This is a genomic window from Romboutsia sedimentorum, from assembly GCF_030131845.1.
Taxonomy (GTDB): Bacteria; Bacillota; Clostridia; order Peptostreptococcales; family Peptostreptococcaceae; genus Romboutsia_D; species Romboutsia_D sedimentorum.
The window spans coordinates 862,603-888,000 of sequence record NZ_JASKYM010000001.1 but is presented as its reverse complement, the minus strand read 5'-3'; the positions used below and the strand labels follow the sequence as shown (position 1 = coordinate 888,000).

Genomic DNA, 25,398 nt, shown 5'->3' with positions numbered 1-25,398 from the left:
AATAAATAAATTAATAACATAAAATAAATTGAAAAAAGATATTTAATAAATTGAAATATACTAAAAATTAACGCATAATAAAAGAAACAACAGGAGGATTTATGATTTTTAAAGAAATTAATATAAATTCAAAAGAGGAGTTAGATCCGTATTTTGATATGATAGATTATGAAGCTTGTGAATATTGTTTTAGTACACTGTATATGTGGCAACATGTTTATAAGACAGGATATTATATAGGTGAAGATTTTGCAGTAATAGTAGGTGAATATGAAGGTGATAGTTTTTCAATACTTCCCCTAGCTACTAAAGACAAATTGCCTAAGGTGATTGAATTTGTATTAAAGTATTTTGAAAAAGAAAATAAGAAAATTTACTTTAGAGGTATAACAGAAGAAGTAGTAGAATTTTTAAAGAATAATTATCTTAATAGATTTGAATATACACAAGAAAGAGATTTGTTTGATTATATATATGATGGAGAAAGTCTAAGAAGCTTACAAGGTAAAAAAAATCAAAAGAAAAGAAATCATATAAATTATTTTTTAAAAGAGTATGATGGAAGATATGAATATAAATTATTAGAAAATGATGATTTTAAAGAATGCTTAGATTTAATGAAAGAATGGACTAGTAACAAAGAAGAAAATGATGAATTTGATGAAGGTATGGATGATGAACTTTCAGGAATAAAAAAAATATTTAATGATTATGATATATTAAAAAATAAAGTAAAAGTAGCTGGAATATATGTAGATAATAAACTAGAAGCATTTACGATAGGTGAACTTTTAAATGAAAATATGGCTTTAGTTCATATAGAAAAAGCAAATCCTAACATAAGAGGTTTATATCCTTATATAAATCAACAATTCATAGTGAATGAATTTGAAAATGTTGATTTTGTAAATAGAGAAGAAGATTTAGGTATAGAAGGTCTTAGAAAAGCTAAACTTTCATACCATCCATGCAGATTTGTTGAAAAATACACTGTTAGGGAGGCTAAAAATGAAAATTAGATATGCTAAAGAATGTGAAATTAAAGATATAAAAGAAATTTGGAATTATTGTTTTGATGATGGTGAGAAATTCGTTGAATATTATTTCAAAAATAAATATAGAAAACAAAATACAGTAGTAGTTGATGAAGGAGAAGAGATAGTTTCTTCTCTTCAACTAAATCAATATAAATTAAGATTGAATAATAAAATATATGATACATCATATGTAGTAGGAGTTTCGACTTTTCCTCAAGTAAGAGGAAGAGGATACATGAAAAGTATAATGAAATTTACACTTAAAGAATTGTATAAAAAAAATCAATTGGTATCAATTCTTATGCCGATAGACTATAGACTTTACAGAAAATATGGATATGAAAATTGCTACGATCAATTAGAATACATCATAGATATAGAAGATTTAAGAAGGTTTAAAATAGATGGAAGAATGTATAAAGCAAATGAGTTTAATATAGAAAATCTAGTAGAGATAAGCAAAAAATTTTTAGAAGATACAAATGGTAATGTAGAAAGAGATGAAAAGTATTATTTAAACCTAATAAAAGAAATAAAAAGTGAAGATGGACACATATACATACATGAAAATAACGGATATCAAGGATATATAATATATTTTTTAAATGGAGAAAATATGTTTGTTAGAGAGATTTACTATAAAAATATAGATTCTTTAAAATCTATGCTGAAATTTATATATAATCATAACACTCAGTGTAATAAAGTAACTATTTCAGCACCTATAAATGATAAAATAAGATTTATACTAGATAACCCTAAAACTTGTGATATTAAGATAAAACCATTTATGATGGGAAGGATAGTTAATTTAAAAGGATATTTAGAAACGCTAGAAATTGATAGTAAATCAGAATTATATACAAATGTATTAGTACAAGATGAATTTATAAATGAAAATAACGGTGTATTTAAGATATCTTTGAAAAACAATAAATTAAAAGTACAAAAATGTGAAGAAAAACATGATGTACAATTTAATATAAATACGATAACTCAACTAGCTTTTTCATACATAGATATAAATGAGGCATTATTATTAAATGACACAACTATAAGTAAAGATGCATTAGAGCTATTTAAGATAATCTTTAATAAGAAAAATAATTATATAAATGAATATATATAAGGGACGCAAATTATGCGTCTCTTTTTTATATTTACTTATAAATGTTTAAAAATATAGAGTTTGAAAATAATTAAAAGTAAAAAGATTATTTGGAGGGATTATGAGAAGGCCACTTTTTATAATATTTATATTTATAATGTGTGTATCGTTTGTATATACAAAAAATAAAAATTTAGATAAGTCTTATAATAATGATAACGTAGAAATAACGGGCATTGTAAAATATAAAAAAGAGAAGCAAAAATACGATGAATACAAAGTAGATAAATTTTTGATAAGAGATTATTCTAGAAAAAAAGATTTAACAGTTGGGATGAAAATAAAATTATCTGGAAAATTTAAAAGTCTTGATGATATGAATTATGAAGATTTTAATTATGGAGTATATTTGAAAAGTTGTGGTTACAAAGGGCTTATATATATAAATAATTATAAAATTATAAGCAAAAGCATTTTATATGAAAATCTAGGTAAAATTAAGGCATACATAAGAAGCACAAACAGATATTTATATAAGGAAAATTCAGATTTTATAAATTCTTTGATTTTAGGAGAAAAAGAACAGCTTAAACAAGAAGACAATGAAATGTTTTCTAGAACCGGAACTAGCCATATTATAGCTATATCGGGTCTACACACTGGAGTATTGTGTGCCTTGGTTACATTTACTATTGGCGGTATAAATAAAATTTCTAAATTACTGATTTTATTTATAACTATGTCTCTATATTGTATAATGATTGGGACAAGTCCATCTATAGTAAGAGCAATAGCATTTACAATGATTTTATATTTAGCTATTTTCTTTGATAGGAAAATAGATGGAATAAGCACATTATCATTAATTGGCACATTTTTAGTGATAAATAACCCTTATATTCTATATAATATAAGTTTTCAATTGTCTTTTCTCGCTACATTGTCTATAATATATTTCTATGGTTATATAAATAATGTTATAAAGCTAAGTTTAATATCGTTAACTTTAGCTTCAAATATATTAACTTTACCGATAATATATTATAATTTTAAAGGGATACCAATAATTTCTGTTATTAGTAATATGGTAATAGTGCCTTTTATAGGTATTATAATGTATATGAGTATTATAAGTATATCTATATTTAAAATAAATATAGGGATTGCAAAATTTATAGCGTATTTTAATATGATAATAATAAATAATATATATTTTTTATTAGAAAAAATGAGTAACTTAGATTTTGCATACATAGAAATAGATAATCCAAACATGATTTATGTAATAATTTATTATACAGCAATATTTTTATATATGATTTATAAAGAACTAAAGGTTATGAAGGAGCAAAAAAATGAACTACAAGGATATTATAACTAATCTTAAAAATAAAAAATTTGAAAATGTGTATCTCTTTTATGGAAGAGAATATTACTTAATAGAAAATACGATAAAGGTATTTAAAGATAGTTTAAATGAAGGTATGATTGATTTTAACCTAGACATTATAGATGGAAAAGAAACGGCACTAGATCAGCTTATAAGCTCTATAGAGACACTTCCTTTTATGGATGATAGAAAAATAGTGGTAGTGAAAGATTTTGAACTATTAAAAGGTAAAAAAAAGAACTTTAGTGATAGCGATGAAAAAAGTTTAATAGAGCATTTAGACAATATACCAGAAAGTACAATTTTAGTTTTTATAGTTTATGGAGACGTTGATAAAAGAAAGTCCTTAGTGAAAAAAATAGATAAAAAAGGCATAGTATTTAACTGTGATAAATTATCAGATATGGACTTGTTTAAGTGGACAAAAAAGAAGTTTGAAACTAATGATGCAATTATAGAAAATACTCAAATAATGTACTTTATAGACCAAGAGGGGTATAGAGATAAAAGCAGCGAAAAAACACTGTCAGATTTAGAAAATGAAATAAATAAAATAAGCTCATTTGTAGGAAAACAAAACAAAGTAACCAATGAAATTATAGATAAGCTTTCTCAAAAAAAGGTAGAAAATGATATATTTAAATTAATAGATTATATAGGAGAACAAAATGCTTCTAATGCTATGAGAATATTAAATGATATGATGCATGAAGGAGAATCTGTTCTTGGAATATTTGCTATGATAGCTAGGCAATTTAAGGTGGTTATGCAAGTTAGACAACTACAAGTACAAGGTCATACTTCAAAGACTATAGCAGAAAAATTAAAAATACATCCATTTGTAGCAGGAAAAGCACTAAAACAATCTAATAATTTTTCAGATAATATAATAGTGGAAATATTAAATTATATATTAGAAAGTGATTATAAGATAAAAAATGGATTAGTTAGAGATACTTTAGCTTTAGAAATACTCGTAAGTAAGTATTGTCAAAGAAAAATAAGCTAAAATATAAAAGCCTTAGATAAAGATCGTCCTTTATCTAAGGCTTTTATAGCATTAAGCGCTTTTATACTTAAATGGATAATAAAAAACCCTTGATTAACAACCAAGGGTAATATCTATTAAGCTTAAACGGTTAATTAAGCGTTCATTCCGTTTAACTTTTGAGCTAATTTAGCTACTTTTCTAGCTGCAGCGTTCTTGTGTATAGTTCCTTTAGAAGCTACTTGGCATATTCTCTTTTGAGCGTATTGGAATTTTACAACAGCTTCTTCTCTATTACCTGCAGTAACAGCTTCTTCGAATCTTCTTATTGCAGTTTTAAGTTGAGATTTTCTAGCTTTGTTTAAAGCAGTCTTTTTCTCGATAACTTTTATTCTTTTCTTAGCTGATTTTATGTTTGCCACCGTGTTCACCCCCTCGTGTGTGTTTTATTATATTCATCGTCAACATATTAGATTTTAACAGAAATAAATCTAAAAATCAAGGATAATTATTTATAATTTTTCATATAATATCTTTTTGTTTTGACTTTTTAGATTATAACTCATATAAAAATAATTTACAACATCGAAATTAATTATTCAAAGATTTTAAAAATAAAAATTTAATATATTTAAACAAAATAAAAATTTAAGTTTTTAAAAAAAATTGTTATAAAATACTAAAAACTGTTAACACTTATAAATAGCATTTAAATTGTACTTGGAGGTTTACTATGATTAGTATAAGAACAGACTTAGCCCTAGAAGCTAGAGAAATGTGTGAAGATGGTCAATCTTCTAAAGAAATACCGGGTGTAAAACTTGAAAAAAAAGAATTAGAAAATTGTATAGTAACAAAAGTTGAAATTATAGATGAACAAGGTTCACAAATAATGAATAAGGGAATAGGCAAGTATATAACATTAGAAAGTAACCTTATGAAGTTTGATGATGATGAGTCTAGAGAAGAAGTAATAAGTTACTTAAAGGATGAATTAGTTGAAGTTTTAGGAACTGATAAAACTAAAAAGACTTTACTTATTGGACTTGGAAACTGGAATATAACATCTGATGCATTAGGACCTAAAACAATATCTAAAAGCTTGGTGACTAGGCATATATTCAAAAATTACAACAAAGACTATGATGATGATTTTACAGAAGTAGCAGGTTTGAGTCCTGGAGTTATGGGACTTACAGGAATTGAGACTAGTGAAATTGTAAAATCAATAGTAGATAAGATAAAGCCAGATAGAGTAATAGCAATAGATGCCTTAGCTTCAAGAAAGATGGAGAGGGTAAATTCAACTATACAAATATCCACTGCAGGGATAGCACCTGGAGGAGGGGTAGGAAACAAAAGAAAAGCACTAAACAAAGAATATTTAGGAGTAGATGTAATTGCTATAGGAGTACCAACGGTAGTAGATGCAGCAACACTTACTAGCGATGTGCTAGATTTGGCTATTGATAACTTAATGAGTCAATCTGAAAATGGGGATAAATTTTATGATATGTTAAAAAAATTAAAAGAGGAAGAAAAGTATCATTTAATAAAGGAATCATTAGACCCATATGATAAAAATTTAATAGTAACACCTAAAGACATTGATGAAACAATTGAAAATTTAGCAATAATAATAAGTGAAGGATTAAATAGGTCTCTTCATCCGGGTAGGGTCACCAAATAAGGAGGAATAAACATGTTAAAAAAACGCATTAAGGCATTAGTCATGTCCTGTGTGTTAGTTTGTATTTTACCTGTAATGTCTTATGCCATGGATAAGGATGAGTTTCTAAAGTTTTTAGTGAATTCATCATATCCGGAATCTAAGGTTGAAGATACACAAAAAAGTGAAAAGAAGAAAGAAGTAAATACAAATAACGATAAAAAGGATAAAGAGTATATTAAATTTCATATAGGAGAAGAAAATATACCTACTATAAATAATGAAGCAAATACAGACACTAAAAAAAGCAATGAAGAAAGTATAAATGTGAGTAATTATAATTACGAAAATAATATAAGAGTTACTAAAGAGAGTCCAAAAATACTTTTATATCATTCGCATGCAGGAGAAACATATTCTAATGCACCAGCAGGAAACTATCACTCACAAAATGCAGACGAATCAGTATTAGCAGTTGGAAAAATTGTAACAGAAGAATTAAATAAAAAAGGATGGGGAGTAGTTCATAGTACTAAATATCATGACTATCCAGACTTTACGGAATCATATGGTAGTAGTTATAAGACATTACAAGAATTATTACCAAAGTATAAAAGTGTAGATATAGCTGTAGACTTACATAGAGATGCAAGAGACCTTAAAACTGAAGCTGAGAAAAAATCAGAACATGAAAGAATGACTACAACAATTAATGGAGAAAAGGTTGCTAAGTTTTTCTTTGTAGTTGGAGCTAGGAATTCTAATGTTAACGAAATAAAAGCGTTAGCTCAGGATATAACTAAATTTGCTCAGGCAAAATATCCAGAATTAGTTAAACCTATTATAGTAAAGCCTAAAGGAAGATATAATCAATCTGTAGTTAAAAACCATATGCTTATAGAGGTAGGTAGTAATGGGACAACTGCTGATGAAGCTAAAGCTAGCGGTAAATATGTTGCACAAATATTAGATGAGTATTTTAAAAGTAAGAACTAGACAAATTAGCAGGAGAAACAAATGAGTAGATTAGAAAAAACTATACAGAAAAAATCAAAAGGTAGGAAAAGAAGATTTGTAAGTAAAGTACTATTTATTTTGTTTATGATTGTGAATTTGATGGTATGTATATTTATAGTAGATAATAGTGCAAAAATGATGCTAGGCGAACAAGCATATAAAGTAGAACCTGCTATAAAAGAAATACAAACTTTTATAAATGAAAAGGTTGTATATATAAGTTCGACTACTAAAGAAATGCTGGGAAAATTTAATAAATAAGAATAAAAAATAAGACTTATTAAAAAGATAAGTCTTATTTTTTATTCACTGTATTTACATCAAAGAGGATATATTATAAAATGAAAGTTATGATAAGAATAAAAAGGAGGAACAAAGGTGGACAATAAACAAAGTAGAACGAGAAATTTTAGTATAATAGCGCATATAGATCATGGTAAGTCTACCTTAGCTGATAGATTAATACAAAAGACAGGACTTGTTAGTGATAGAGACATGAAAGCTCAGTTATTAGACAACATGGATCTTGAAAGAGAAAGAGGAATCACTATAAAGCTTCAAAATATAAGATTAGTATATAAAGCTAAGGATGGAAATGAATATTATTTAAACCTTATAGATACACCGGGTCATGTAGACTTTACATATGAGGTTTCAAGAAGCTTAGCAGCATGTGAGGGTGCCCTACTAGTAGTAGATGCAGCTCAAGGTGTTGAAGCCCAAACTTTAGCTAATGTTTATTTAGCACTAGATCAAGACCTAGAAATAGTACCGGTTATAAATAAAATAGACCTTCCAAGTGCTAGACCAGAAGAAATAAAAACAGAAATAGAAGATATAATAGGAATTGATGCAAGTGAAGCACCACTAGTATCAGCTAAAAGCGGATTAAATATAGAAGACGTACTAGAAGCGATAGTAGAGAAAGTACCAGCTCCAGGTGGAGATAAAGAAGCACCTTTAAAGGCTTTAATATTTGACTCATACTATGATGCGTATAAAGGTGTTGTAGCTTATGTTAGAGTATTTGAAGGAAGCGTTAAAAAAGGTATGGAAATAAAGATGATGAATAGCAACAAGAAGTTTGAAGTAACTGAAGTTGGTGTTATGGCTCCTGGTCAAACAGAACTTAATGAACTTTGTGCTGGAGATGTTGGATATATTGCTGCTAGTATAAAAGATATAAGAAGTTGTCAAGTTGGAGATACAATAACTAATGCACAACACCCTACTGATGAACCTATGCCTGGATACAAAAAAGCTACTCCGATGGTTTATTGTGGTATATATCCTGGAGAAGGAGAAAAGTATGAAAATGTAAGAGATGCTCTTGAAAAATTACAAGTAAATGATGCATCTTTAGAATTTGAAGCTGAAACATCAGCAGCACTAGGATTTGGATTTAGATGTGGATTCTTAGGACTTTTACACATGGAAATAATTCAAGAACGATTAGAAAGAGAATTTAATCTTGATATCATAACAACTGCGCCATCTGTTATATATAAAGTTACAAAAACTGATGGAGAGCTTGTGATGATACAAAACCCTGCTAACTTACCAGAGGTATCTGAAATTAGGATGGTAGAAGAACCCATAGTTAAAGGGGATATAATAGTTCCTAAAGATTATGTAGGTATTGTTATGGAACTTTGTCAAGAAAGACGTGGAAACATGATAAACATGGAGTACATAGATGAAAAAAGAGTTATGCTTCATTATGATTTACCATTAAATGAAGTTGTTTATGACTTCTTTGATGCATTAAAATCAAGAACTAGAGGATATGGTTCACTAGATTATGAAGTTAAAGGATATGTTGCGTCAACTCTTGTTAAATTAGATATACTAATAAATAAAGAACAAGTAGATGCGCTTAGTTTTATAGTTCATGAAACTAGAGCTTACACTAGAGGTAAATCTATGTGTGAAAAATTAAAAAATGAAATACCAAGACACCAATTCCCTGTACCAATACAAGCAGCGGTTGGAAACAAAGTAGTAGCAAGAGAAACTATAAGTGCACTTAGAAAAGATGTTCTTGCTAAGTGTTACGGAGGAGATATATCTCGTAAGAAGAAACTTCTTGAAAAGCAAAAAGAAGGTAAAAAACGTATGAGACAAGTAGGATCTGTTGAAGTTCCTCAAAAAGCATTCATGTCAGTATTAAAATTAGATGAATAATCAACTTTAAATAATAAATAAAAAAGTCAAAGGTTTAGGCCTTTGACTTTTTTATGTGCAAATACTTTATGACTATTGTTTTAATTTAAAGTCAACTATGTAGTTAAATATTCTAAAAATGGACTTAACTATATATAATACTAAAATTTAATAATTGATTTAAACTTGGGAATACTAAATTTATAAAAGTACGTATATATATTTTTTTATGTACTCATGCAATAATAAGGAGGAAAGACATGGGTGAACAACTAAAAAAACACTAGGGTTCCCAGCAACAGAAATTTCAGCAGCTATACCAAGAACTGGTGGAATGATGGTTTATATCGAAGAAATATATGGAAATAAGCTTGTTTTTTTAACTGGATGGATGCAAACAGTGCTATTTTTTCCAGGGACAGCTGCTGCACTAGCTGAGTTGTTAGGTTACAACTCTGACAATATGATGGTTGAATAAATGTAGGAACTATAGTTGGAGGATTATCTGTAGCTATGGCAGTATACATTGCGATAAACCTAGCATACTTATTGGTTGCACCTGCTTAAAAATTAGCAAATGCAACAGCTCCAGCGGCACTTGTAGCTACAAAAATATTTGGATCTATAGGAGGTGAAATAATAACTGTAGGTATACTTATATCGGTGTTTGGAGCTTTGAATAGATACTTACTTACAGGTCCAAGAGTTCCATATGCTTTGGCAAAACAAGGAATGCTCCATAGGAAGCCAAGTGTTTTCTAAATTAAACAAAGGTGGTGTTCCAACTAATAACAGCGACTATGATAGCTCTTGCAGGAATATTAATAACTTTAATAGGCATACCAGTATATTCGTACATGAGCAAAAAATAGTTATTAATTTTTATGTATAATTTAAAAATCTCTGTTCAAGAAGAATAGAGATTTTTTACAGCGTATATGAAATTGTATTTATATAAATAAAATGGAGATATAGAAAAATTATGATTTATTAATATGATTTAGTATAATCTAATATATAAAATAAAAACAAAGTGCGAAAAGAGGAAATTGAATGTTAGGATTATATATACATATTCCATTTTGTGTGAGTAAATGTAACTACTGCGACTTTAATTCATATAAAATAGATAAAAATAGTAAAGAGAGATACTTAAATGATTTAAAAAAAGAAATAAATTTGTATAAACAAGATATTCAAAAAGAAGAAATAACGAGTATATTTTTAGGTGGAGGAACGCCAAGCATACTTACTGGTGAAGAAATAAAATTTATATTCAAACAAATAAAAGATAACTTTAAAATAAAAGAAAATGCAGAAATAAGCATAGAGTGTAATCCTGGTACGTTAAATAAAGAGAAACTTATAGCTATGAAGGAATCTGGAATAAATAGAATAAGTATAGGCTTACAAGCTGTACAAGATTATCATTTGAGTTCTATAGGAAGAATACATACTTATAATGAATTTGAAAAAAACTATAAAGAGGCTATGGAATTAGGATTTGAAAATATTAATGTGGACTTAATGTATGCACTTCCTAATCAAAAGTTTAAAGAATGGAAGGAAAGTTTGCAAAAAATTGTAGCCCTAAATCCATCACACATATCAGCATACTCACTTATATTAGAAGAAGGAACAAAGCTATATGAGATGTATGAAAATAATGAATTTAAAATGATAGATGAAAATACAGATATGCAGATGTATAACTATACGATAAATTATTTAAAAGAAAATGGGTATAGTCAATATGAAATATCAAATTATGCTAAATCTGGATTAGAGTGTCAACATAACATACTATATTGGAAGTGTGATCATTATATTGGTATAGGAGCAGGGGCTTCTGGATATTTAAAAGACTATAGATATAATAATGTAGAGGATTTACAAGATTATCATGAAAAAATAAATAAAAATGAAAAGCCAATAGAAAATATAGAAAATTTAAGTGTAGAAGATAAAATTCAGGAAAAAATATTTATGGGACTTAGAATGAATGAAGGAATAAAATTTGAAGATTTCAAAAAACAATTTAATCTAGATTTTAAAGAAAAATATTGTGAAATAATAAAAGAATTAGAAGATGGTAAGCTTATAAATCAAACTATAGCTGGGTTTAGCCTTACTCAAAGAGGAAGAGAAATATCGAATAGTATTTTTATAAAATTTATAAATTAGCTTGAAAGTGTTGACAAATATAAAATATAATGATATATAATATATATGATCTTTTTAGCACTCGAATATAGTGAGTGCTAACAGTAAGGAGTGAAAGTATGGAATTGAACGAAAGAAAACTAAGTATCTTAAATGCTATAGTTAAAGACTATATAGAAACAGCAGAGGCTGTAGGGTCAAGAACAATCTCTAAAAAGCATGACTTAGGTGTTAGTGCTGCTACGATAAGAAATGAAATGGCTGACCTTGAAGAACTTGGTTATCTTATTCAGCCACATACTTCCGCTGGTAGAGTTCCATCTGAAAAAGGTTATAAGCTTTATGTAGATTCATTAATGAGCCAAGGCGAATTAAGAGAAGAAGAAAAAATATTAATACAGCAATGTGTGCAAAATAATGTTAGCCACATAAAAGATTTAATGAATGAAACTTCTAAGTTATTATCTAAGCTTACGAATTATACTACAGTAGCTGAAACTAAGAATTTAGTAAATCAAAGTGTAATCAAACATATACAATTAGTAGAGATGAATGATAATCAAATATTACTAATTGTTGTAACACATAAAGGTGATATAAAAAAGGCTAATCTCACAACTAATGTTTATTTAGATCAGTCTAAGTTGAATTTGATTTCTGATAATCTTACTAAAAAGCTTGCAGGAAAAAGTATCACAGACTTAGATGAAAGATTAATAGCTTTTATAAAATATGAAATAAGTGAATACTCAGCGCTTATAGATGAACTTGTAAGTGCGTTGAATTTTGATATGTCAGAAGAAGACTTTTCAGTTTCTTTAAATGGAGCCACTAACATATTTAGTTATCCGGAGTTCAATGATGTAATAAAAGCTAAATCTTTCTTAAACATGTTAGAAAAAAAAGAAGTTATAGCTAGTATGATGAAATCAAAAGGTATTCAAAAAGATAATATAAATATAATTATTGGTAGTGACAATGATTATGAGCTGGCCAAGGACTGTGGTATAGTTACAGCCACATACAATATTGACAAAGATTTAGTAGGTCGTATAAGTTTTATAGGTCCAACTAGGATGGATTATTCTAGGATTTATGCAATAGTTAATTATATGAGCTTACTATTTAATAAAAAATAAATTGAGGGGTGTAATGTCTTGCAAGAAAAAAACATAGACCAAGAAGAGATAATAGAAGAAGTAGATACATTAGAGGATAGAGAAATATTATCTGAAGATATAGATGAAGAAACTACAGAAGATAATGTTTCTGACATAAATGATAAATTACAAGAAAAAAAATTACAAGAAGAAATTGATACACTTAATGATCAATATCAAAGACTTCAAGCTGAATATTCAAACTATAGAAGAAGAACTCAACAAGAGAAAGAAACTATGGGAGTATTTGCAAATGAAAAAATATTAAGTGAGTTAATACCAGTTATAGATAACATGGAAAGAGCTCTACAAGTTTTTGAAAACAAAGAAGATAGTGTATACCAAGGAATAGACATGGTATACAAGCAACTTCAAAGTACTTTAAACAAATTTGGAGTAGAAGAAATAGAAGCTTTAGATAATGATTTTGATCCAAACCTACATTTAGCTGTAATGCAAGAACCTGTAGAAGGTGTAGATGCTAATAAGGTAGTTATGATACTTCAAAAGGGTTATACATTAGGAACTAAAGTACTAAGACCTAGTATGGTTAAGGTTTCTTGTTAAACAAGTTAATATTAAAAATTAAAATAAAAGATTAATATAATAAATCAATTTAGGAGGAATTAGTCATGGGAAAAATAATAGGAATAGATTTAGGAACAACTAACTCATGTGTAGCAGTTTTAGAAGGTGGAGAAGCACAAATAATAACAAATGCAGAAGGTATGAGAACTACTCCATCAGTAGTAGCATTTACTAAAGATGGAGAAAGAATAGTAGGAGAGCCAGCAAAAAGACAAGCAGTTACTAATGCTGATAAAACAATAACATCTATAAAAACTCATATGGGAACAGATTATAAAGTTGATATAGATGGTAAAGGATATACTCCTCAAGAGATATCTGCTATAACTTTACAAAAATTAAAAGCAGATGCAGAAAGCTACTTAGGTCAAAGTGTAACTGAAGCTGTAATAACAGTTCCAGCATACTTTACAGATGCTCAAAGACAAGCAACTAAAGATGCAGGTAGAATAGCAGGATTAGATGTTAAGAGAATAATAAACGAGCCAACTGCAGCAGCTCTTGCTTACGGTATGGATAAATTAGATCAAGAAAAGAAAATATTAGTATTTGACTTAGGTGGAGGAACATTTGACGTTTCTGTACTTGAAATAGGAGATGGAACATTTGAAGTTTTAGCTACTGCTGGTAACAACAGATTAGGTGGAGATGACTTTGATCAAATAGTAATAGATTATTTAGCTGAGGAATTCAAAAAAGCTGAAGGTGTAGATTTAAGAAATGATAATATGGCTCTTCAAAGATTAAAAGAAGCTGGAGAAAAGGCTAAGAAGGAATTGTCTTCTACAATGTCTACAAACATAAACTTACCATTCATAACAGCTACTATGGAGGGACCAAAACATTTAAATATAGATTTAACTAGAGCTAAGTTTGATGAATTAACAGCTAACTTAGTAGAAAAAACTATGGAACCAACAAGAAGAGCATTACAAGATGCAGGACTTTCTACTTCTGACATAGATGATGTATTATTAGTTGGAGGGTCAACTAGAATACCAGCTGTTCAAGAAGCAGTTAAGAAATTCATAGGAAAAGAAGCTCATAAAGGAATAAACCCAGATGAATGTGTTGCTGCAGGAGCTGCTATACAAGCTGGTGTATTAACTGGAGAAGTTAATGACTTATTACTTTTAGATGTTACTCCATTATCATTAGGAATAGAAACTATGGGTAACGTAATGACTAAAATAATAGAAAGAAATACAACAATACCAACTAAGAAATCACAAGTATTCTCAACTGCTGCTGACAACCAAACTGCTGTTGATATACATGTATTACAAGGTGAGAGAAGTATGTCTTATGACAACTCTACTTTAGGTAGATTCCAATTAACAGATATACCACCAGCACCAAGAGGAATACCTCAAGTAGAAGTTACTTTTGATATAGATGCTAATGGTATAGTTCATGTTACTGCTAAAGATTTAGGAACAGGAAAAGAGCAAAAGGTAACTATAACTTCAGGAACTAATTTAAGTGAAGATGAAATAGAAAAGAAAGTAAAAGAAGCTGAAATGAATGCTGAAGCTGATAAGCAAAAGAAAGATAAAATAGAAGCTTTAAACCAAGCTGATTCTACTATATACCAAACAGAAAAAACTTTAGCTGATCTTGGAGATAAAGTAAATGCTGAAGATAAAAGTGCTATAGAAGCTGCAATAGTTGAGTTAAAGGCTGTTAAAGAAAAAGAAGAAGCAACTGCTGAAGAAATAAAAGCTGCTATGGATGAAGTAATGAACAAATTCCATAAAGTATCTGAACAAATGTATCAACAAGCTCAAGCTGATGCACAAGCTAATGGTGGTGCAGAACAAGAAGCTCCAACAGATGATAATGTAGTTGATGCTGACTTTACAGAAGTAAACGAAGAAAAATAAGTTACACAAATAAACATATTTGTATATAATTAATATAGAGTAAAAGAAAAGAATATCTTTTCATAAGCATAAAACCATTATAAAAATGAAGATCATATGCTTAAAATAATGATAATAGCTTGTAGTATGATATTCTACAAGCTATTGTTTTGTAATATAAAGGCGGTGGCACAATTTGAGTACTAAAAGAGACTATTATGATGTGCTGGGTGTTGACAAAAATGCAGATGCTCAAGCACTAAAAAAAGCTTATAGAAAATTAGCAATGCAATATCATCCAGATAGAAATCCTGACAATAAAGAAGCAGAAGAAAAATTTAAAGAATTAAGTGAAGCATACGAAGTCTTATCAGATGACACTAAAAGACAAACTTACGATCAATTTGGTCATGCAGGAATGAATGGTCAAGGCGGATTCGGAGGTCAAGGTGGATTTGGTGGTCAAGGCGGATTCGGTGGATTTGAAGATATATTTGGAGATATGTTTGGAGATATATTCGGAGGCGGATTTGGTGGCCAAAGAAATAGAAGAAGAGCTCCCGAGCGCGGAGCAGATATAAGACAAGATATAGATATAACTTTTGAAGAAGCTGCATTTGGTAAAAAAGCGTCTATAAAATTGACTAGAAGTGAAGAATGTAGTGAATGTAATGGATCTGGTGCAAAGCCAGGAACAAGTAAAAAAACTTGTCCAACATGTAATGGTGCAGGTGAAGTTAGAACTGTTCAAAGAACTCCGTTTGGAAACATAGCAAGTTCAAGACCTTGTAGTGCGTGTAATGGAGAAGGTGAAGTTGTAGAATCACCATGTAGCAAATGCCATGGTCAAGGAAGTACTAGAAAAGTTAAGACTATTGAGGTTGATATACCAGCTGGTATAGATGATGGTCAAATGATAAAATTATCTAATCAAGGTGAAGTAGGAAGTAAAGGTGGACCAAGAGGAGACTTATATATAGTAGTTAATGTTAAATCTCATCCATTATTCACAAGAGAAGGAAATGATATATACTTTGATATGCCAATAACATTTGTTCAGGCAACATTAGGAGACGAAATAGAGGTTCCAACTTTAGATGGAAAAGTTAAGTACAGTGTACCAGAAGGAACTCAAACAGGAACTGTATTTAGATTAAGAGAAAAGGGTATACCAAGACTTAGAGGTAATACTAGAGGAGATCAGTATATTAAAGTTGTAGTTGATACTCCTAAGAAATTAAATGAAAAGCAAAAGGATTTATTAAAACAATTTGCCCAAGAATGTGGAGAAGAAGTTCATGAAAAGAAGAGAACTTTTGGCCAAAAGATAGAAAATATGTTAAAAAAAAAGTAAAAAAAGACTCTAGGATTTTTTCCTAGGGTTTTTTTACTTAAAATAAATATAAATTAAAAAATTGGTAGCTATTTATTAATATGATATGATTATAGGCCATTATAAAATTATAAAGGAGAATAATTATGAATACATATTTTACAATTGGTGAAATATCAAAATTTTTTAATATTTCTATAAAAACACTTAGATACTATGATGAGATAGGATTATTAAAGCCTGCGTATATAAATAAAGATAATAATTACAGATATTATTCTGTAGAGCAGTTTATAAAAATAGACTTAATAAAATATTTTAAAATTACAGGTATGTCTTTAGATGTTATAAAAGATATTTTAAGTTCAAAAACTTCAATACAATTCATATTAGAAAATATCAAAAATCAATCCAAGAAGCTAGAAGAAAAGATAGATGAATTAAGTGCAGTAAAAAAATATTTAGATAATCTAGAAAAAAATATATCTCAAAATATTGAAGAGGGAATTGATGAAGTATTTATAAAATATAATAATGAAAGACAATATATGAAATATGAAACAATATCGAAAAATGTAGAGGAATTAGATATAAATTTAAGACCTATAATATTAGAAATAGAGAAAAATCCAAATGAAATTTATTCCGACCTAGGAGTAACTGTTTCCTATGAAATGCTTATAGAGGATAACAAAATAATATATAAGGAATTTAAAGTTTTCTGTGAAGATAAAATTAATATTAATATTTTGCCAAAAGGTGAATATGTAACAATAATGTTTGAAGATAATTCAAAGAATAGCATTAAATATTATAAAAAAATATTAGAGTATATACAAAAAAATAGCATTAATGTAATAGGGGATTTTCATGAAACTTGGATAATGGTTAAGGTGGATGATAAGTCACAAGAAAAAAGTTTGGTTAAAATAGAAATACTTAAAAATGAATAAAAAAACATTGACCCTCCACTTGCTGGAGGGTTTAATATTATAACATAATATATAAGGAGGAGTAACAAATGGTTAAACAATTTTTAAGTTATGCTATACCGTCAGCTCTAGCTATGTGTATAGCATCGCTAAATACGATAATAGATGGGATATTTTTAGGAAATGGAATAGGTGATCAAGCATTAGGTGCTGTAAATATTGTTATGCCAATTACAATAGTATTTTTTGGGCTTTCAACTATGATAGCAGTAGGTGGAGGAGCACTAATATCAAAATATTTTGGAGCCAATGAAGATGAAAAAAGTGTAAGTGTATTTAGGCAGGTCACTTATATCTTGATTATTATGAGTCTTAGTTTAAGTGTATTTTGTGTTATATTTGCAGATCCAATAGTTAAAATAATGGGAGCAACACAAGGATTACAAGCATTAGCAACCGAGTATTTAACATATTATGCAATATTTTGTTTACCAAATTTACTAGGAATTGCATTCAATAGTTTTCTTAGAAATGATAATAAACCAAAGCTTGCTATGATAGCTACAATATGTGGAACGATGAGTAATATAGTTTTAAATTATATATTTATATTCCAATTAGGATTAGGAATAAAGAGTGCAGCAATAGCAACAGGTTTAGGTCAAATAGTAACGCTTTTAATAGCTCTACCTCATTTTATGATGAAAAAAGGAAAGTTAAGTTTTGGAAAGCAAAAGTTAGAACTAGACAGTGTAAAAGAAGTTTTAAAAATCGGTGTACCATCATTTTTCGCAGAATCAGCATTTTCGGTTATAATATTTGTTCATAATTTAGTTTTAGTAAATACAGTAGGTGAAACTGGAATATCTACTTATGCAATAATAAATTATATAACTAGTAACATATATATGATTCTTCTAGGGGTTACGTTAGGGGCTCAACCACTAATAAGTTATAACTATGGAGCAAAAAATAGTGAAAATATGCTAACGTTTTATAAGCTATCTAATAAAACAGCACTTATTATAGGAATATTTTTTGCTATAATATGCTTAATATTTGGTAAGGAGATAATATCTGTATTTACAAATGACAAAACCCTTATAGAAATATCTTATGTTGCAGTAAATATAAATAATCTTGCCTATTTATTTATAGGAAAAAATTTAACAACAACAATGTATTATCAAGCTATAGAAATACCAAAATATTCAAATATAATATGTGCAATGAGATCTATATTGATTTTACCTATAGTATTGATAGTATTATATAAAGTATTTGGAGTAAATGGAATATGGATTAGTATGGCAGTTTCAGAATTACTAATTATTTTAATTGTAGATAAATCGTTTAAAATAAATAAGTGCACTCAGAGAGCATTATCAGAAGTGATTGCTTAAAAAATGACTTATAAAAAGTCAATTTATAAGTAAATAGGAATAGACTTTACTATTTTGCAATATATCTAACAAAAATACCCTAAGATAAAGATTTTACTTATCTAGGGTATTTTTTAGTATATTGATTTGTTTACATTGATATTATAGACAATGTTTTTATTTGGCTAAGAATAGCTTGAGACAAATTGTTTCTTTTTTTATTTTCTATATCCATATCTTTTAAAGCTAAGAAAGTCATAAAAGAATTTACTAATATCTTTTCATAAATATATAAGTATGTATTTTTATCTTCTAAGTATTCTTTATTTTTTATAGATTTATTTATAAGAATTAATTCATCAACTGTAGAAAGCATAACGGCTTTTATAGTAGTAGATTCTATGTCTATAGCGCTGTTTTTAACAAATAAATATTTATCATAAGCTAAGTTATTAAGGTCAGTAAGAGCTTTATAAATATCTTTAGAACTTGCATTTCTAAGTTCGTCTCTAGTTTGTTTTGAAACAAAGTTAGATTTTTCTTTTATCTGATCTATACTAGATTTATAAAATTCTAATAATGAGTTTAATTTTTTATTGTCTTGTAGTTCCTTCTCAGTGTCTTTAAGCTTCAAAGTAGTGTATTTTGTTGAAACTAATTGTAAATCTTGGAACAGTTTTAATGGTTCAAGATTGTTCATAACAAATCCCCCCTTAGTTTATTATGTTTATTTATTTTAATGTAATAACTTTAGTATAAAGCATTAATTTAATATAATAAAGATAATGTTTTCCTTATATATAAAAAATTTTATTATAAACTTAGATATTTATACTTTTACTATTAAAAGCCATGAGATAATATATAAGTTAAACAAATACTTATAAAAAGAAATTAAAATTAAGATAATTACAAATAATTTAAAGGAGATTAATTATGTATTCTGTAGGAGTAGATATTGGTGGGACTGGTGTTCAAGCTGGTGTTGTGAATAAAGATGGAAAAATACTATTTAGAAAAGAATGTTTTACAAATGTAGATAGTGGATTTGAGCGTGTGATGGACGATATAAATAATTTAGTTAGAGATTTATTAAAAGAAAATAATTTGGAGATTGAAAATATAGAATCTATAGGATTTGGTGTTCCAAGTTTTATAAATAAAAAAGGTTTAGTAACATGTGTAAATTTAGGATGGTATGAAGTTGATTTTATGAGAGCTTTGAACAATCGATTTAAAGAAAGTAAAGTCTATGCAGAAAATGATGCAACAGTTGCAGCAGTTGCAGAAGCTAAATTTGGAAGTATGAAAAACAAGGATATTGCTGTTATGTATACTCTAGGAACTGGAGTAGGTGGAGGAATAATAATAAATGGAAAATCTATTACAGGAGCTCATGGAATGGGGTCTGAAATGGGTCATACTATCATAGGAGAAAATTATTTTAATTGTAACTGTGGAAATAATGGTTGCTTAGAATCGTTTTGTTCGGCAACTGCGATTATAAAGCATGCACAAAAGCTAATAAATGAAGGAAATGAAAGCATCATACTAGATATGGTAAATGGGAATGTAGAACAAATAAATGCTAAAATGATATTTGATGCTTTTAGAAAAAATGATGAGGTTGCAGTATTAACTATAAATAGATTTAAATCTTATCTAGCAAAGGCTATGGCGAATATGATAAATATTTTAGATCCAGATGTAATATCAATAGGTGGTGGAGTATCTAGGGCTAGTGATATAATACTTGATGGGCTAGAAGACTTAACAAGGGATTATATTTTATATAAAAAAGAAGAGTTTGCAAATATAGTTTGTGCTACTTTAGGCGCTCATGCAGGTATAATAGGTGCAGCATTTTTAAGATAAGAAAGCTGGTAAATAAAATATTGTAAAATTTTATAAAATTATATTAGCGCTAGGCGAATTTCCCGGGGAATGAATGAAATTTGTAAAAGAATAAAGTGTATTGCCAGTTTATAAAAAATAATATTCCTTTTTTTATATTTAAAAATAGAGCATATTTAGAAGGATAAAGAAAATTCAAAAAAAAATTAAAGTTTGTAGGAGTATTGCTAACTCGTGTTGAATAATTATGTAAGGTTAATCCACATTAATCCACTGAGTAAATGAATTTTTATAAGCTGATACATTTTATGTATCAGCTTATAAACTTGTGTTAAAAAATAAAGCTAATTAAAAAAGTGTTGATATATAGAATTAATTTTAATATACCAACACTCTTTTATATATGTAGATTTCAAAATTATTTTTTTAAGTCTATTACATTTTGAACAAGAGCTTTACATCTACCACAACCAGATCCAGCACCTGTAACTTTTGCAACTTTATCAGTTGTATCAGCACCACTTTTAACAGCGTTAACAACATCTTCAAGTGAAACATTCTTACATCCGCAAACAGAAGCTAATATTTTTTCTATTTCACCAACACATCTACCGCATCCAGTACCAGCACCAGTTTGTTCTTTTATTTCATCTAAGCTACGAGCCCCAGCTACCATTGCTTTTCTTATATCTAAGTAACTTACTTGTTTACAGTGACAAATTATTTTATCTCCAGCCATTTTATATCTCCTTTTAATTAAAATATATTTTTATACATAATGCATAATCAATATCAATTATACCCAATATTTACAATATATAAACGAATTGTTATGAAAAAATAAATTGATATACTTTTTATGTTTCTGTAGTAATGAAATTGTAGCGTATAAACTATTGTAAAATAGATTAAACAATGGTATTAATGAGAATAATTATGATATAATAAATCTTATGAAAAATAAGAAAAATAAACATAAGGACGGTGCTTAACATATGAAATGGTCTGAAATAACTATAAAAACTTCAACAGAAGCAGTTGAAGCTATAACTAATATATTGTATGAACAAAATGTAGGTGGAGTAAGTATAGAAGATCCTAAAGACTTCAAATTCCAAAAGAAAAATGATTATGATTGGGATTTTGTTGAAGAAGAAATTTTCAATAGTGGATATGACGGAGTTATAATCAAAACTTACATAACAGAAGAAAGAGATGTAACAGAAGATATAAATACAATAAAAGAAAAAATACAAGGATTAAAAGAATTTGGTATAGATATAGGAGAAGCTATAGTTGAATTATCTCAAGTAGATGAGCAAGATTGGGCTAATGAATGGAAAAATTACTATAAGCCAGCTAAATTAGGTCAAAAAGTAGTAGTAAAGCCAACATGGGAAGAATATGAAGCTAAAGATGGAGATTTAATCATAGAATTAGACCCAGGAATGGCTTTTGGAACAGGAACTCATGAGACTACTACTATGTGTATAAGAGAACTTGAAAACTACGTTAAACAAGATTCTAAAGTGTTTGACATAGGTTGTGGAAGTGGAATACTTGCAATAGCTGCTGCAAAACTTGGAGCAAAGGAAGTATTAGCTGTTGATTTAGATGAAGTAGCTGTAAGAGTATCTAAAGAAAACATAGAATTAAACAACGTAGAATCAAATGTAGTAGCTAAACATGGAAATTTAATGGATGTTGTTAGTGATAAAGCAGACATAGTAGTTGCAAATATAATAGCTGATATAATAAAAATATTAGCAAAAGACGTTCATAACTTTATGAAAGATGACGCAGTATTTATATCTTCAGGTATAATACATGCCAAAGTAGAAGAAGTTAAAGCTAGTTTAATAGAAAATGGATTTGAAATAGTAAAAGTTGAAAGTCTAGGCGAATGGAACGCTATAGTATCTAAACTTAAGTAGGTGAAAAAATGGATAGATTTTTTGTAGAAAAGAAAAATATTAATATAGAAAACAACACCTGTATTATAGAAGGTGAAGATGTTAAACACATATCTAAGGTATTGAGATGCAAAATCGGTGAAGAATTAGAAATATGTGATAATAACAACAATGAATATATATGTGAGATAACTGATATAGACAAAAGCATAGTAAGTTTAGATATATTACAAAAAGTGGATGTGAAAAGAGAATCCGATTTAAAAATCAAATTATATCAAGGTCTTCCAAAAGGGCCAAAGATGGAAATGATACTTCAAAAACTTACTGAAGTTGGTGTAGATGAAATAATATTAGTTCAAAGTAAAAGAAGTGTAGCTAAGGTTGAAGATAAAAAAGAAGATAAAAAAATTGAGCGTTGGGAAAGAATAATATATGAGGCTGCAAAACAAAGTAAAAGAGGTCAAATCCCTAAGTTAAGAGGAGTTTTAAGTTTCAAAGAAGCTTTAGATGATATGAAACTTAATGACTTTAACATAGCTCCATATGAAAATGAAAGAACAAAATCGATTAAACAAGCTATAAAAGGTATAAATGTAAATAATGTAGGTATTTTTGTTGGACCTGAAGGTGGATTTGATGAAAGTGAAATACAAGTAATAGAAGAAATAGGTGGGCAATCAGTATCTTTAGGACCTAGAATATTAAGAACAGAGACAGCATCAGTTGTCGCTTCATCTATAGTTTTATACGAATTAAGCGACTTAGGAGGACAAGAATAATATGAAAAAGGTAGCTTTTTACACATTAGGATGTAAAGTAAATCAATATGAAACAGAAGCTATGATTGAGATGTTTGAAAAAGAAGGATACACTCAAGTTGATAGTGAAGAATTTGCAGATGTTTATGTTATAAATACGTGTACTGTAACACATATGAGTGATAGAAAATCTCGTCAATATATAAGAAGAATGAAAAAGAAAAATCCGGATGCTATAATAGCTGTTGTTGGATGTTATTCTCAAGTATCTCCGGAAGAAATACTTGAAATAGAAGAAGTAAATTTAGTAATGGGAACAAATGAAAGAAGAACTATAGTAGAAGAAATAAAAAAAATAGATTCAAGCAATAAAGTTAGTACAGTCGATGACATAATGAAAGTAAGAGCTTTTGAAGAAATAGAAATTAGCCAAGCTAATGGAAGAACAAGAGCGTTTATGAAAATACAAGATGGATGTGATAGATTCTGTTCTTACTGCATAATACCTTTCGCAAGAGGTGGCAAGGTAAGAAGTAGAAGTATGGACTCTATACTAGAAGAAGTTAATAAATTAGTTTCTAATGGATATAAGGAATTTGTATTAACAGGAATACACGTTGCATCTTATGGAAAAGACTTAAAAGATGAGCAAATTACTTTACTAAATGTAATAAAAGAAATAAATAAAATAGAAGGCGTTAAAAGAATTAGATTAAGTTCTGTTGAGCCTATTTTATTTACTGATGAATTTGTAAGTGAAGTTTGTAAAATGGAAAAAGTATCTCCACATTACCATCTATCTCTACAAAGTGGATGCGATGAGACTCTAAGCAGAATGAATAGAAGATATACTACAAAAGAATATAAGGAAATAGTAGATTGTTTAAGAGAAAATATACCTAATGTAGCAATAACTACTGATGTAATAGTAGGGTTCCCAGGGGAAACTAATGATGAATTCAGTAAAACATATGAATTCCTAAAAAATATTGAGCTTTCTCAAATGCATATATTTAAGTATTCACCAAGAAAAGGTACTCCAGCAGCTACTATGGAAAATCAAATAGATCCTCAAATGAAACAATTAAGAAGTGATAAACTTTTAAATTTAAGTAAAGAAAACTTTAATAAATTTGCAACCAAATTTATAGGCGAAGAGCTAGATGTTTTATTTGAACAAAAGATAGTAGACAATAAATACGAAGGTTTAACGCCTAATTATATAAGAGTTGTAGTAAGTAGCGACAAAGATATTCAAGGTGAGATACTAAAAGTTAAAATAACTGATGTAAAAAATGAATATGTAGAAGGTGTTTTAGTATAGTATCTAGAAATAAACTTTTGTATAGGATAGGGGGTGTTAAATATGAGTTGTTTATTTTGTAAAATAATAGATGGAGAAATTCCATGTACCAAAGTTTATGAAGATGATAAAGTATTAGCGTTTAATGATATAAATCCAATAGCACCATACCATATATTAGTTATACCTAAAAAACATTATGATAGTATAATAGATATAGATGAAAAAGATATGGGAATTGTTGCACATATTCACACTGTAATTAATAAAATATCTAGTGAGAAAGGTTTTGATAAAACGGGCTTTAGAATCGTAAATAACTGCGGCGAAGATGGTGGTCAAGAGGTTAAACACATTCATTATCACGTTTTAGGCGGAAAGAAATTACCTGTTTATGAAAATGATGGAAAATAGTTTTAATTCAAAAAATAACTTTCTTATTTAACAAAATACTTGAAAAAAGTTTAAGATTAGTTTATAATAAACAAAGTGTGAGGTTGTAATGCATTTATGCAGATATAATCGTAGTTACAGTCCCAGCATAATTCGCGCTATCGGAGGGAGGGAAAAAGAAATGTCAGAAGTAAGAGTAAGAGAAAATGAAACATTAGACAGCGCTTTAAGAAGATTTAAGCGTTCATGTGCAATGTCTGGCATCATGTCTGAAGTTAGAAAAAGAGAGCACTATGATAAGCCAAGCGTTAGACGTAAGAAAAAGGCAGAAGCAGCAAGAAGAAAAAACGCTAAGAAATAGTAAAAAAGAGTAAAGAGGTGA

Annotated in this window: 24 protein-coding genes and 1 pseudogene; 22 read left to right on the top strand and 3 right to left on the bottom strand. The window is 28.3% G+C overall.

Features of this window, described 5'->3' with window-relative positions; genetic code table 11:
• Window positions 1-101 precede the first annotated feature (101 nt).
• From QOZ84_RS04510 to holA, 4 genes are all read left to right on the top strand, one after another.
• Window positions 102-1,019, top strand: a complete 918-nt coding sequence (locus QOZ84_RS04510; protein WP_284131762.1) for a DUF2156 domain-containing protein — start codon at window positions 102-104, stop codon at window positions 1,017-1,019.
• On the top strand, window positions 1,009-2,166 hold the full coding sequence (locus QOZ84_RS04505; protein ID WP_284131761.1) for a GNAT family N-acetyltransferase: 1,158 nt from the start codon (window positions 1,009-1,011) through the stop codon (window positions 2,164-2,166). The genes QOZ84_RS04510 and QOZ84_RS04505 overlap by 11 nt, the downstream gene beginning before the upstream one ends.
• 100 nt (window positions 2,167-2,266) lie before the next feature.
• Window positions 2,267-3,526: a ComEC/Rec2 family competence protein gene (locus QOZ84_RS04500; RefSeq protein WP_284131760.1), complete on the top strand. Its 1,260-nt coding sequence runs from the start codon at window positions 2,267-2,269 to the stop codon at window positions 3,524-3,526.
• Entirely contained in the window at window positions 3,501-4,544 is a 1,044-nt protein-coding gene (holA, locus tag QOZ84_RS04495) for a DNA polymerase III subunit delta (protein WP_284131759.1), read from the top strand. The genes QOZ84_RS04500 and holA overlap by 26 nt, the downstream gene beginning before the upstream one ends.
• A 134-nt stretch (window positions 4,545-4,678) precedes the next feature.
• Here holA and rpsT read toward each other — a convergent pair whose 3' ends face one another.
• Window positions 4,679-4,945, bottom strand: a complete 267-nt coding sequence (rpsT, locus tag QOZ84_RS04490; RefSeq protein ID WP_026901897.1) for a 30S ribosomal protein S20 — start codon at window positions 4,943-4,945, stop codon at window positions 4,679-4,681.
• 311 nt (window positions 4,946-5,256) lie between these two features.
• On the opposite strand from rpsT, the gene gpr reads away from it, so the two are divergent.
• The 12 genes and pseudogenes from gpr (at window position 5,257) to QOZ84_RS04430 (ending at window position 18,813) form a co-directional block, all read left to right on the top strand.
• Window positions 5,257-6,213 carry a GPR endopeptidase gene (gene gpr, locus QOZ84_RS04485; protein ID WP_284131758.1) on the top strand — a complete coding sequence of 319 codons (957 nt, stop codon included), beginning with the start codon at window positions 5,257-5,259 and terminating at the stop codon, window positions 6,211-6,213.
• 12 nt (window positions 6,214-6,225) lie between these two features.
• Window positions 6,226-7,188 (top strand): stage II sporulation protein P, encoded by a 963-nt coding sequence (gene spoIIP / locus QOZ84_RS04480; RefSeq protein ID WP_284131757.1) that lies wholly within the window; start codon window positions 6,226-6,228, stop codon window positions 7,186-7,188.
• 21 nt (window positions 7,189-7,209) lie between these two features.
• Complete coding sequence (locus QOZ84_RS04475; RefSeq protein ID WP_284131756.1) at window positions 7,210-7,470, top strand: hypothetical protein; 261 nt, start codon at window positions 7,210-7,212, stop codon at window positions 7,468-7,470.
• Window positions 7,471-7,587: 117 nt separating this feature from the next.
• The gene (lepA, locus tag QOZ84_RS04470; RefSeq protein ID WP_284131755.1) at window positions 7,588-9,393 is read left to right on the top strand and encodes a translation elongation factor 4; all 1,806 of its coding nucleotides are present in this window, start codon (window positions 7,588-7,590) and stop codon (window positions 9,391-9,393) included.
• 259 nt (window positions 9,394-9,652) lie between these two features.
• Window positions 9,653-10,162 (top strand): annotated as a pseudogene (locus tag QOZ84_RS16655) (amino acid permease); the annotation flags it as partial.
• Window positions 10,163-10,425: 263 nt separating this feature from the next.
• A complete protein-coding gene (hemW, locus tag QOZ84_RS04460) occupies window positions 10,426-11,556 on the top strand; it encodes a radical SAM family heme chaperone HemW (protein ID WP_284131754.1) in 1,131 nt (376 codons plus the stop codon).
• A 98-nt stretch (window positions 11,557-11,654) separates the two neighbouring features.
• Window positions 11,655-12,674, top strand: coding sequence for a heat-inducible transcriptional repressor HrcA (gene hrcA, locus QOZ84_RS04455; RefSeq protein WP_284131753.1), 1,020 nt, complete (start codon window positions 11,655-11,657; stop codon window positions 12,672-12,674).
• An 18-nt stretch (window positions 12,675-12,692) separates the two neighbouring features.
• A complete protein-coding gene (gene grpE / locus QOZ84_RS04450) occupies window positions 12,693-13,262 on the top strand; it encodes a nucleotide exchange factor GrpE (protein WP_284131752.1) in 570 nt (189 codons plus the stop codon).
• Between the two features lie 65 nt (window positions 13,263-13,327).
• Complete coding sequence (dnaK, locus tag QOZ84_RS04445) at window positions 13,328-15,166, top strand: molecular chaperone DnaK (RefSeq protein WP_284131751.1); 1,839 nt, start codon at window positions 13,328-13,330, stop codon at window positions 15,164-15,166.
• A gap of 175 nt (window positions 15,167-15,341) precedes the next feature.
• Entirely contained in the window at window positions 15,342-16,499 is a 1,158-nt protein-coding gene (dnaJ, locus tag QOZ84_RS04440) for a molecular chaperone DnaJ (RefSeq protein WP_284131750.1), read from the top strand.
• Between the two features lie 125 nt (window positions 16,500-16,624).
• Complete coding sequence (locus QOZ84_RS04435) at window positions 16,625-17,431, top strand: MerR family transcriptional regulator (protein WP_284131749.1); 807 nt, start codon at window positions 16,625-16,627, stop codon at window positions 17,429-17,431.
• 68 nt (window positions 17,432-17,499) lie between these two features.
• Window positions 17,500-18,813, top strand: coding sequence for an MATE family efflux transporter (locus QOZ84_RS04430; RefSeq protein WP_284131748.1), 1,314 nt, complete (start codon window positions 17,500-17,502; stop codon window positions 18,811-18,813).
• Window positions 18,814-18,943: 130 nt separating this feature from the next.
• Here the strand turns inward: QOZ84_RS04430 and QOZ84_RS04425 are convergent, their stop codons facing one another.
• On the bottom strand, window positions 18,944-19,492 hold the full coding sequence (locus QOZ84_RS04425) for a hypothetical protein (protein ID WP_284131747.1): 549 nt from the start codon (window positions 19,490-19,492) through the stop codon (window positions 18,944-18,946).
• 236 nt (window positions 19,493-19,728) lie between these two features.
• Here QOZ84_RS04425 and QOZ84_RS04420 point away from each other — a divergent pair, with 236 nt between their 5' ends.
• Window positions 19,729-20,667 carry an ROK family protein gene (locus tag QOZ84_RS04420; RefSeq protein ID WP_284131746.1) on the top strand — a complete coding sequence of 313 codons (939 nt, stop codon included), beginning with the start codon at window positions 19,729-19,731 and terminating at the stop codon, window positions 20,665-20,667.
• Between the two features lie 397 nt (window positions 20,668-21,064).
• Here QOZ84_RS04420 and QOZ84_RS04415 read toward each other — a convergent pair whose 3' ends face one another.
• Window positions 21,065-21,385 carry a (2Fe-2S)-binding protein gene (locus QOZ84_RS04415; RefSeq protein ID WP_284131745.1) on the bottom strand — a complete coding sequence of 107 codons (321 nt, stop codon included), beginning with the start codon at window positions 21,383-21,385 and terminating at the stop codon, window positions 21,065-21,067.
• A gap of 256 nt (window positions 21,386-21,641) precedes the next feature.
• Here QOZ84_RS04415 and prmA point away from each other — a divergent pair, with 256 nt between their 5' ends.
• The 5 genes from prmA (at window position 21,642) to rpsU (ending at window position 25,377) form a co-directional block, all read left to right on the top strand.
• On the top strand, window positions 21,642-22,580 hold the full coding sequence (gene prmA / locus QOZ84_RS04410) for a 50S ribosomal protein L11 methyltransferase (protein ID WP_284131744.1): 939 nt from the start codon (window positions 21,642-21,644) through the stop codon (window positions 22,578-22,580).
• Window positions 22,581-22,588: 8 nt separating this feature from the next.
• Window positions 22,589-23,341 (top strand): 16S rRNA (uracil(1498)-N(3))-methyltransferase, encoded by a 753-nt coding sequence (locus tag QOZ84_RS04405; RefSeq protein ID WP_284131743.1) that lies wholly within the window; start codon window positions 22,589-22,591, stop codon window positions 23,339-23,341.
• A 1-nt stretch (window position 23,342) separates the two neighbouring features.
• Window positions 23,343-24,644: a tRNA (N(6)-L-threonylcarbamoyladenosine(37)-C(2))-methylthiotransferase MtaB gene (gene mtaB / locus QOZ84_RS04400; protein ID WP_284131742.1), complete on the top strand. Its 1,302-nt coding sequence runs from the start codon at window positions 23,343-23,345 to the stop codon at window positions 24,642-24,644.
• Between the two features lie 42 nt (window positions 24,645-24,686).
• Entirely contained in the window at window positions 24,687-25,037 is a 351-nt protein-coding gene (locus QOZ84_RS04395) for a histidine triad nucleotide-binding protein (RefSeq protein ID WP_284131741.1), read from the top strand.
• A gap of 160 nt (window positions 25,038-25,197) precedes the next feature.
• Complete coding sequence (gene rpsU, locus QOZ84_RS04390; protein WP_021125460.1) at window positions 25,198-25,377, top strand: 30S ribosomal protein S21; 180 nt, start codon at window positions 25,198-25,200, stop codon at window positions 25,375-25,377.
• Window positions 25,378-25,398 lie beyond the last annotated feature (21 nt).

Bases quoted from the DNA above. Each gene is read 5' to 3' on its own strand.
- hemW (WP_284131754.1), top strand. From the start codon at position 10,426: ATGTTAGGATTATATATACATATTCCATTTTGTGTGAGTAAATGTAAC.
- holA (WP_284131759.1), top strand. From the start codon at position 3,501: ATGAACTACAAGGATATTATAACTAATCTTAAAAATAAAAAATTTGAA.
- rpsU (WP_021125460.1), top strand. From the start codon at position 25,198: ATGTCAGAAGTAAGAGTAAGAGAAAATGAAACATTAGACAGCGCTTTA.
- mtaB (WP_284131742.1), top strand. From the start codon at position 23,343: ATGAAAAAGGTAGCTTTTTACACATTAGGATGTAAAGTAAATCAATAT.
- QOZ84_RS04425 (WP_284131747.1), bottom strand. From the start codon at position 19,492: ATGAACAATCTTGAACCATTAAAACTGTTCCAAGATTTACAATTAGTT.
- QOZ84_RS04505 (WP_284131761.1), top strand. From the start codon at position 1,009: ATGAAAATTAGATATGCTAAAGAATGTGAAATTAAAGATATAAAAGAA.
- QOZ84_RS04510 (WP_284131762.1), top strand. From the start codon at position 102: ATGATTTTTAAAGAAATTAATATAAATTCAAAAGAGGAGTTAGATCCG.
- QOZ84_RS04435 (WP_284131749.1), top strand. From the start codon at position 16,625: ATGAATACATATTTTACAATTGGTGAAATATCAAAATTTTTTAATATT.
- dnaK (WP_284131751.1), top strand. From the start codon at position 13,328: ATGGGAAAAATAATAGGAATAGATTTAGGAACAACTAACTCATGTGTA.
- QOZ84_RS04430 (WP_284131748.1), top strand. From the start codon at position 17,500: ATGGTTAAACAATTTTTAAGTTATGCTATACCGTCAGCTCTAGCTATG.
- hrcA (WP_284131753.1), top strand. From the start codon at position 11,655: ATGGAATTGAACGAAAGAAAACTAAGTATCTTAAATGCTATAGTTAAA.
- QOZ84_RS04500 (WP_284131760.1), top strand. From the start codon at position 2,267: ATGAGAAGGCCACTTTTTATAATATTTATATTTATAATGTGTGTATCG.
- QOZ84_RS04405 (WP_284131743.1), top strand. From the start codon at position 22,589: ATGGATAGATTTTTTGTAGAAAAGAAAAATATTAATATAGAAAACAAC.
- spoIIP (WP_284131757.1), top strand. From the start codon at position 6,226: ATGTTAAAAAAACGCATTAAGGCATTAGTCATGTCCTGTGTGTTAGTT.
- QOZ84_RS04420 (WP_284131746.1), top strand. From the start codon at position 19,729: ATGTATTCTGTAGGAGTAGATATTGGTGGGACTGGTGTTCAAGCTGGT.
- prmA (WP_284131744.1), top strand. From the start codon at position 21,642: ATGAAATGGTCTGAAATAACTATAAAAACTTCAACAGAAGCAGTTGAA.
- QOZ84_RS04395 (WP_284131741.1), top strand. From the start codon at position 24,687: ATGAGTTGTTTATTTTGTAAAATAATAGATGGAGAAATTCCATGTACC.
- gpr (WP_284131758.1), top strand. From the start codon at position 5,257: ATGATTAGTATAAGAACAGACTTAGCCCTAGAAGCTAGAGAAATGTGT.
- QOZ84_RS04415 (WP_284131745.1), bottom strand. From the start codon at position 21,385: ATGGCTGGAGATAAAATAATTTGTCACTGTAAACAAGTAAGTTACTTA.
- QOZ84_RS04475 (WP_284131756.1), top strand. From the start codon at position 7,210: ATGAGTAGATTAGAAAAAACTATACAGAAAAAATCAAAAGGTAGGAAA.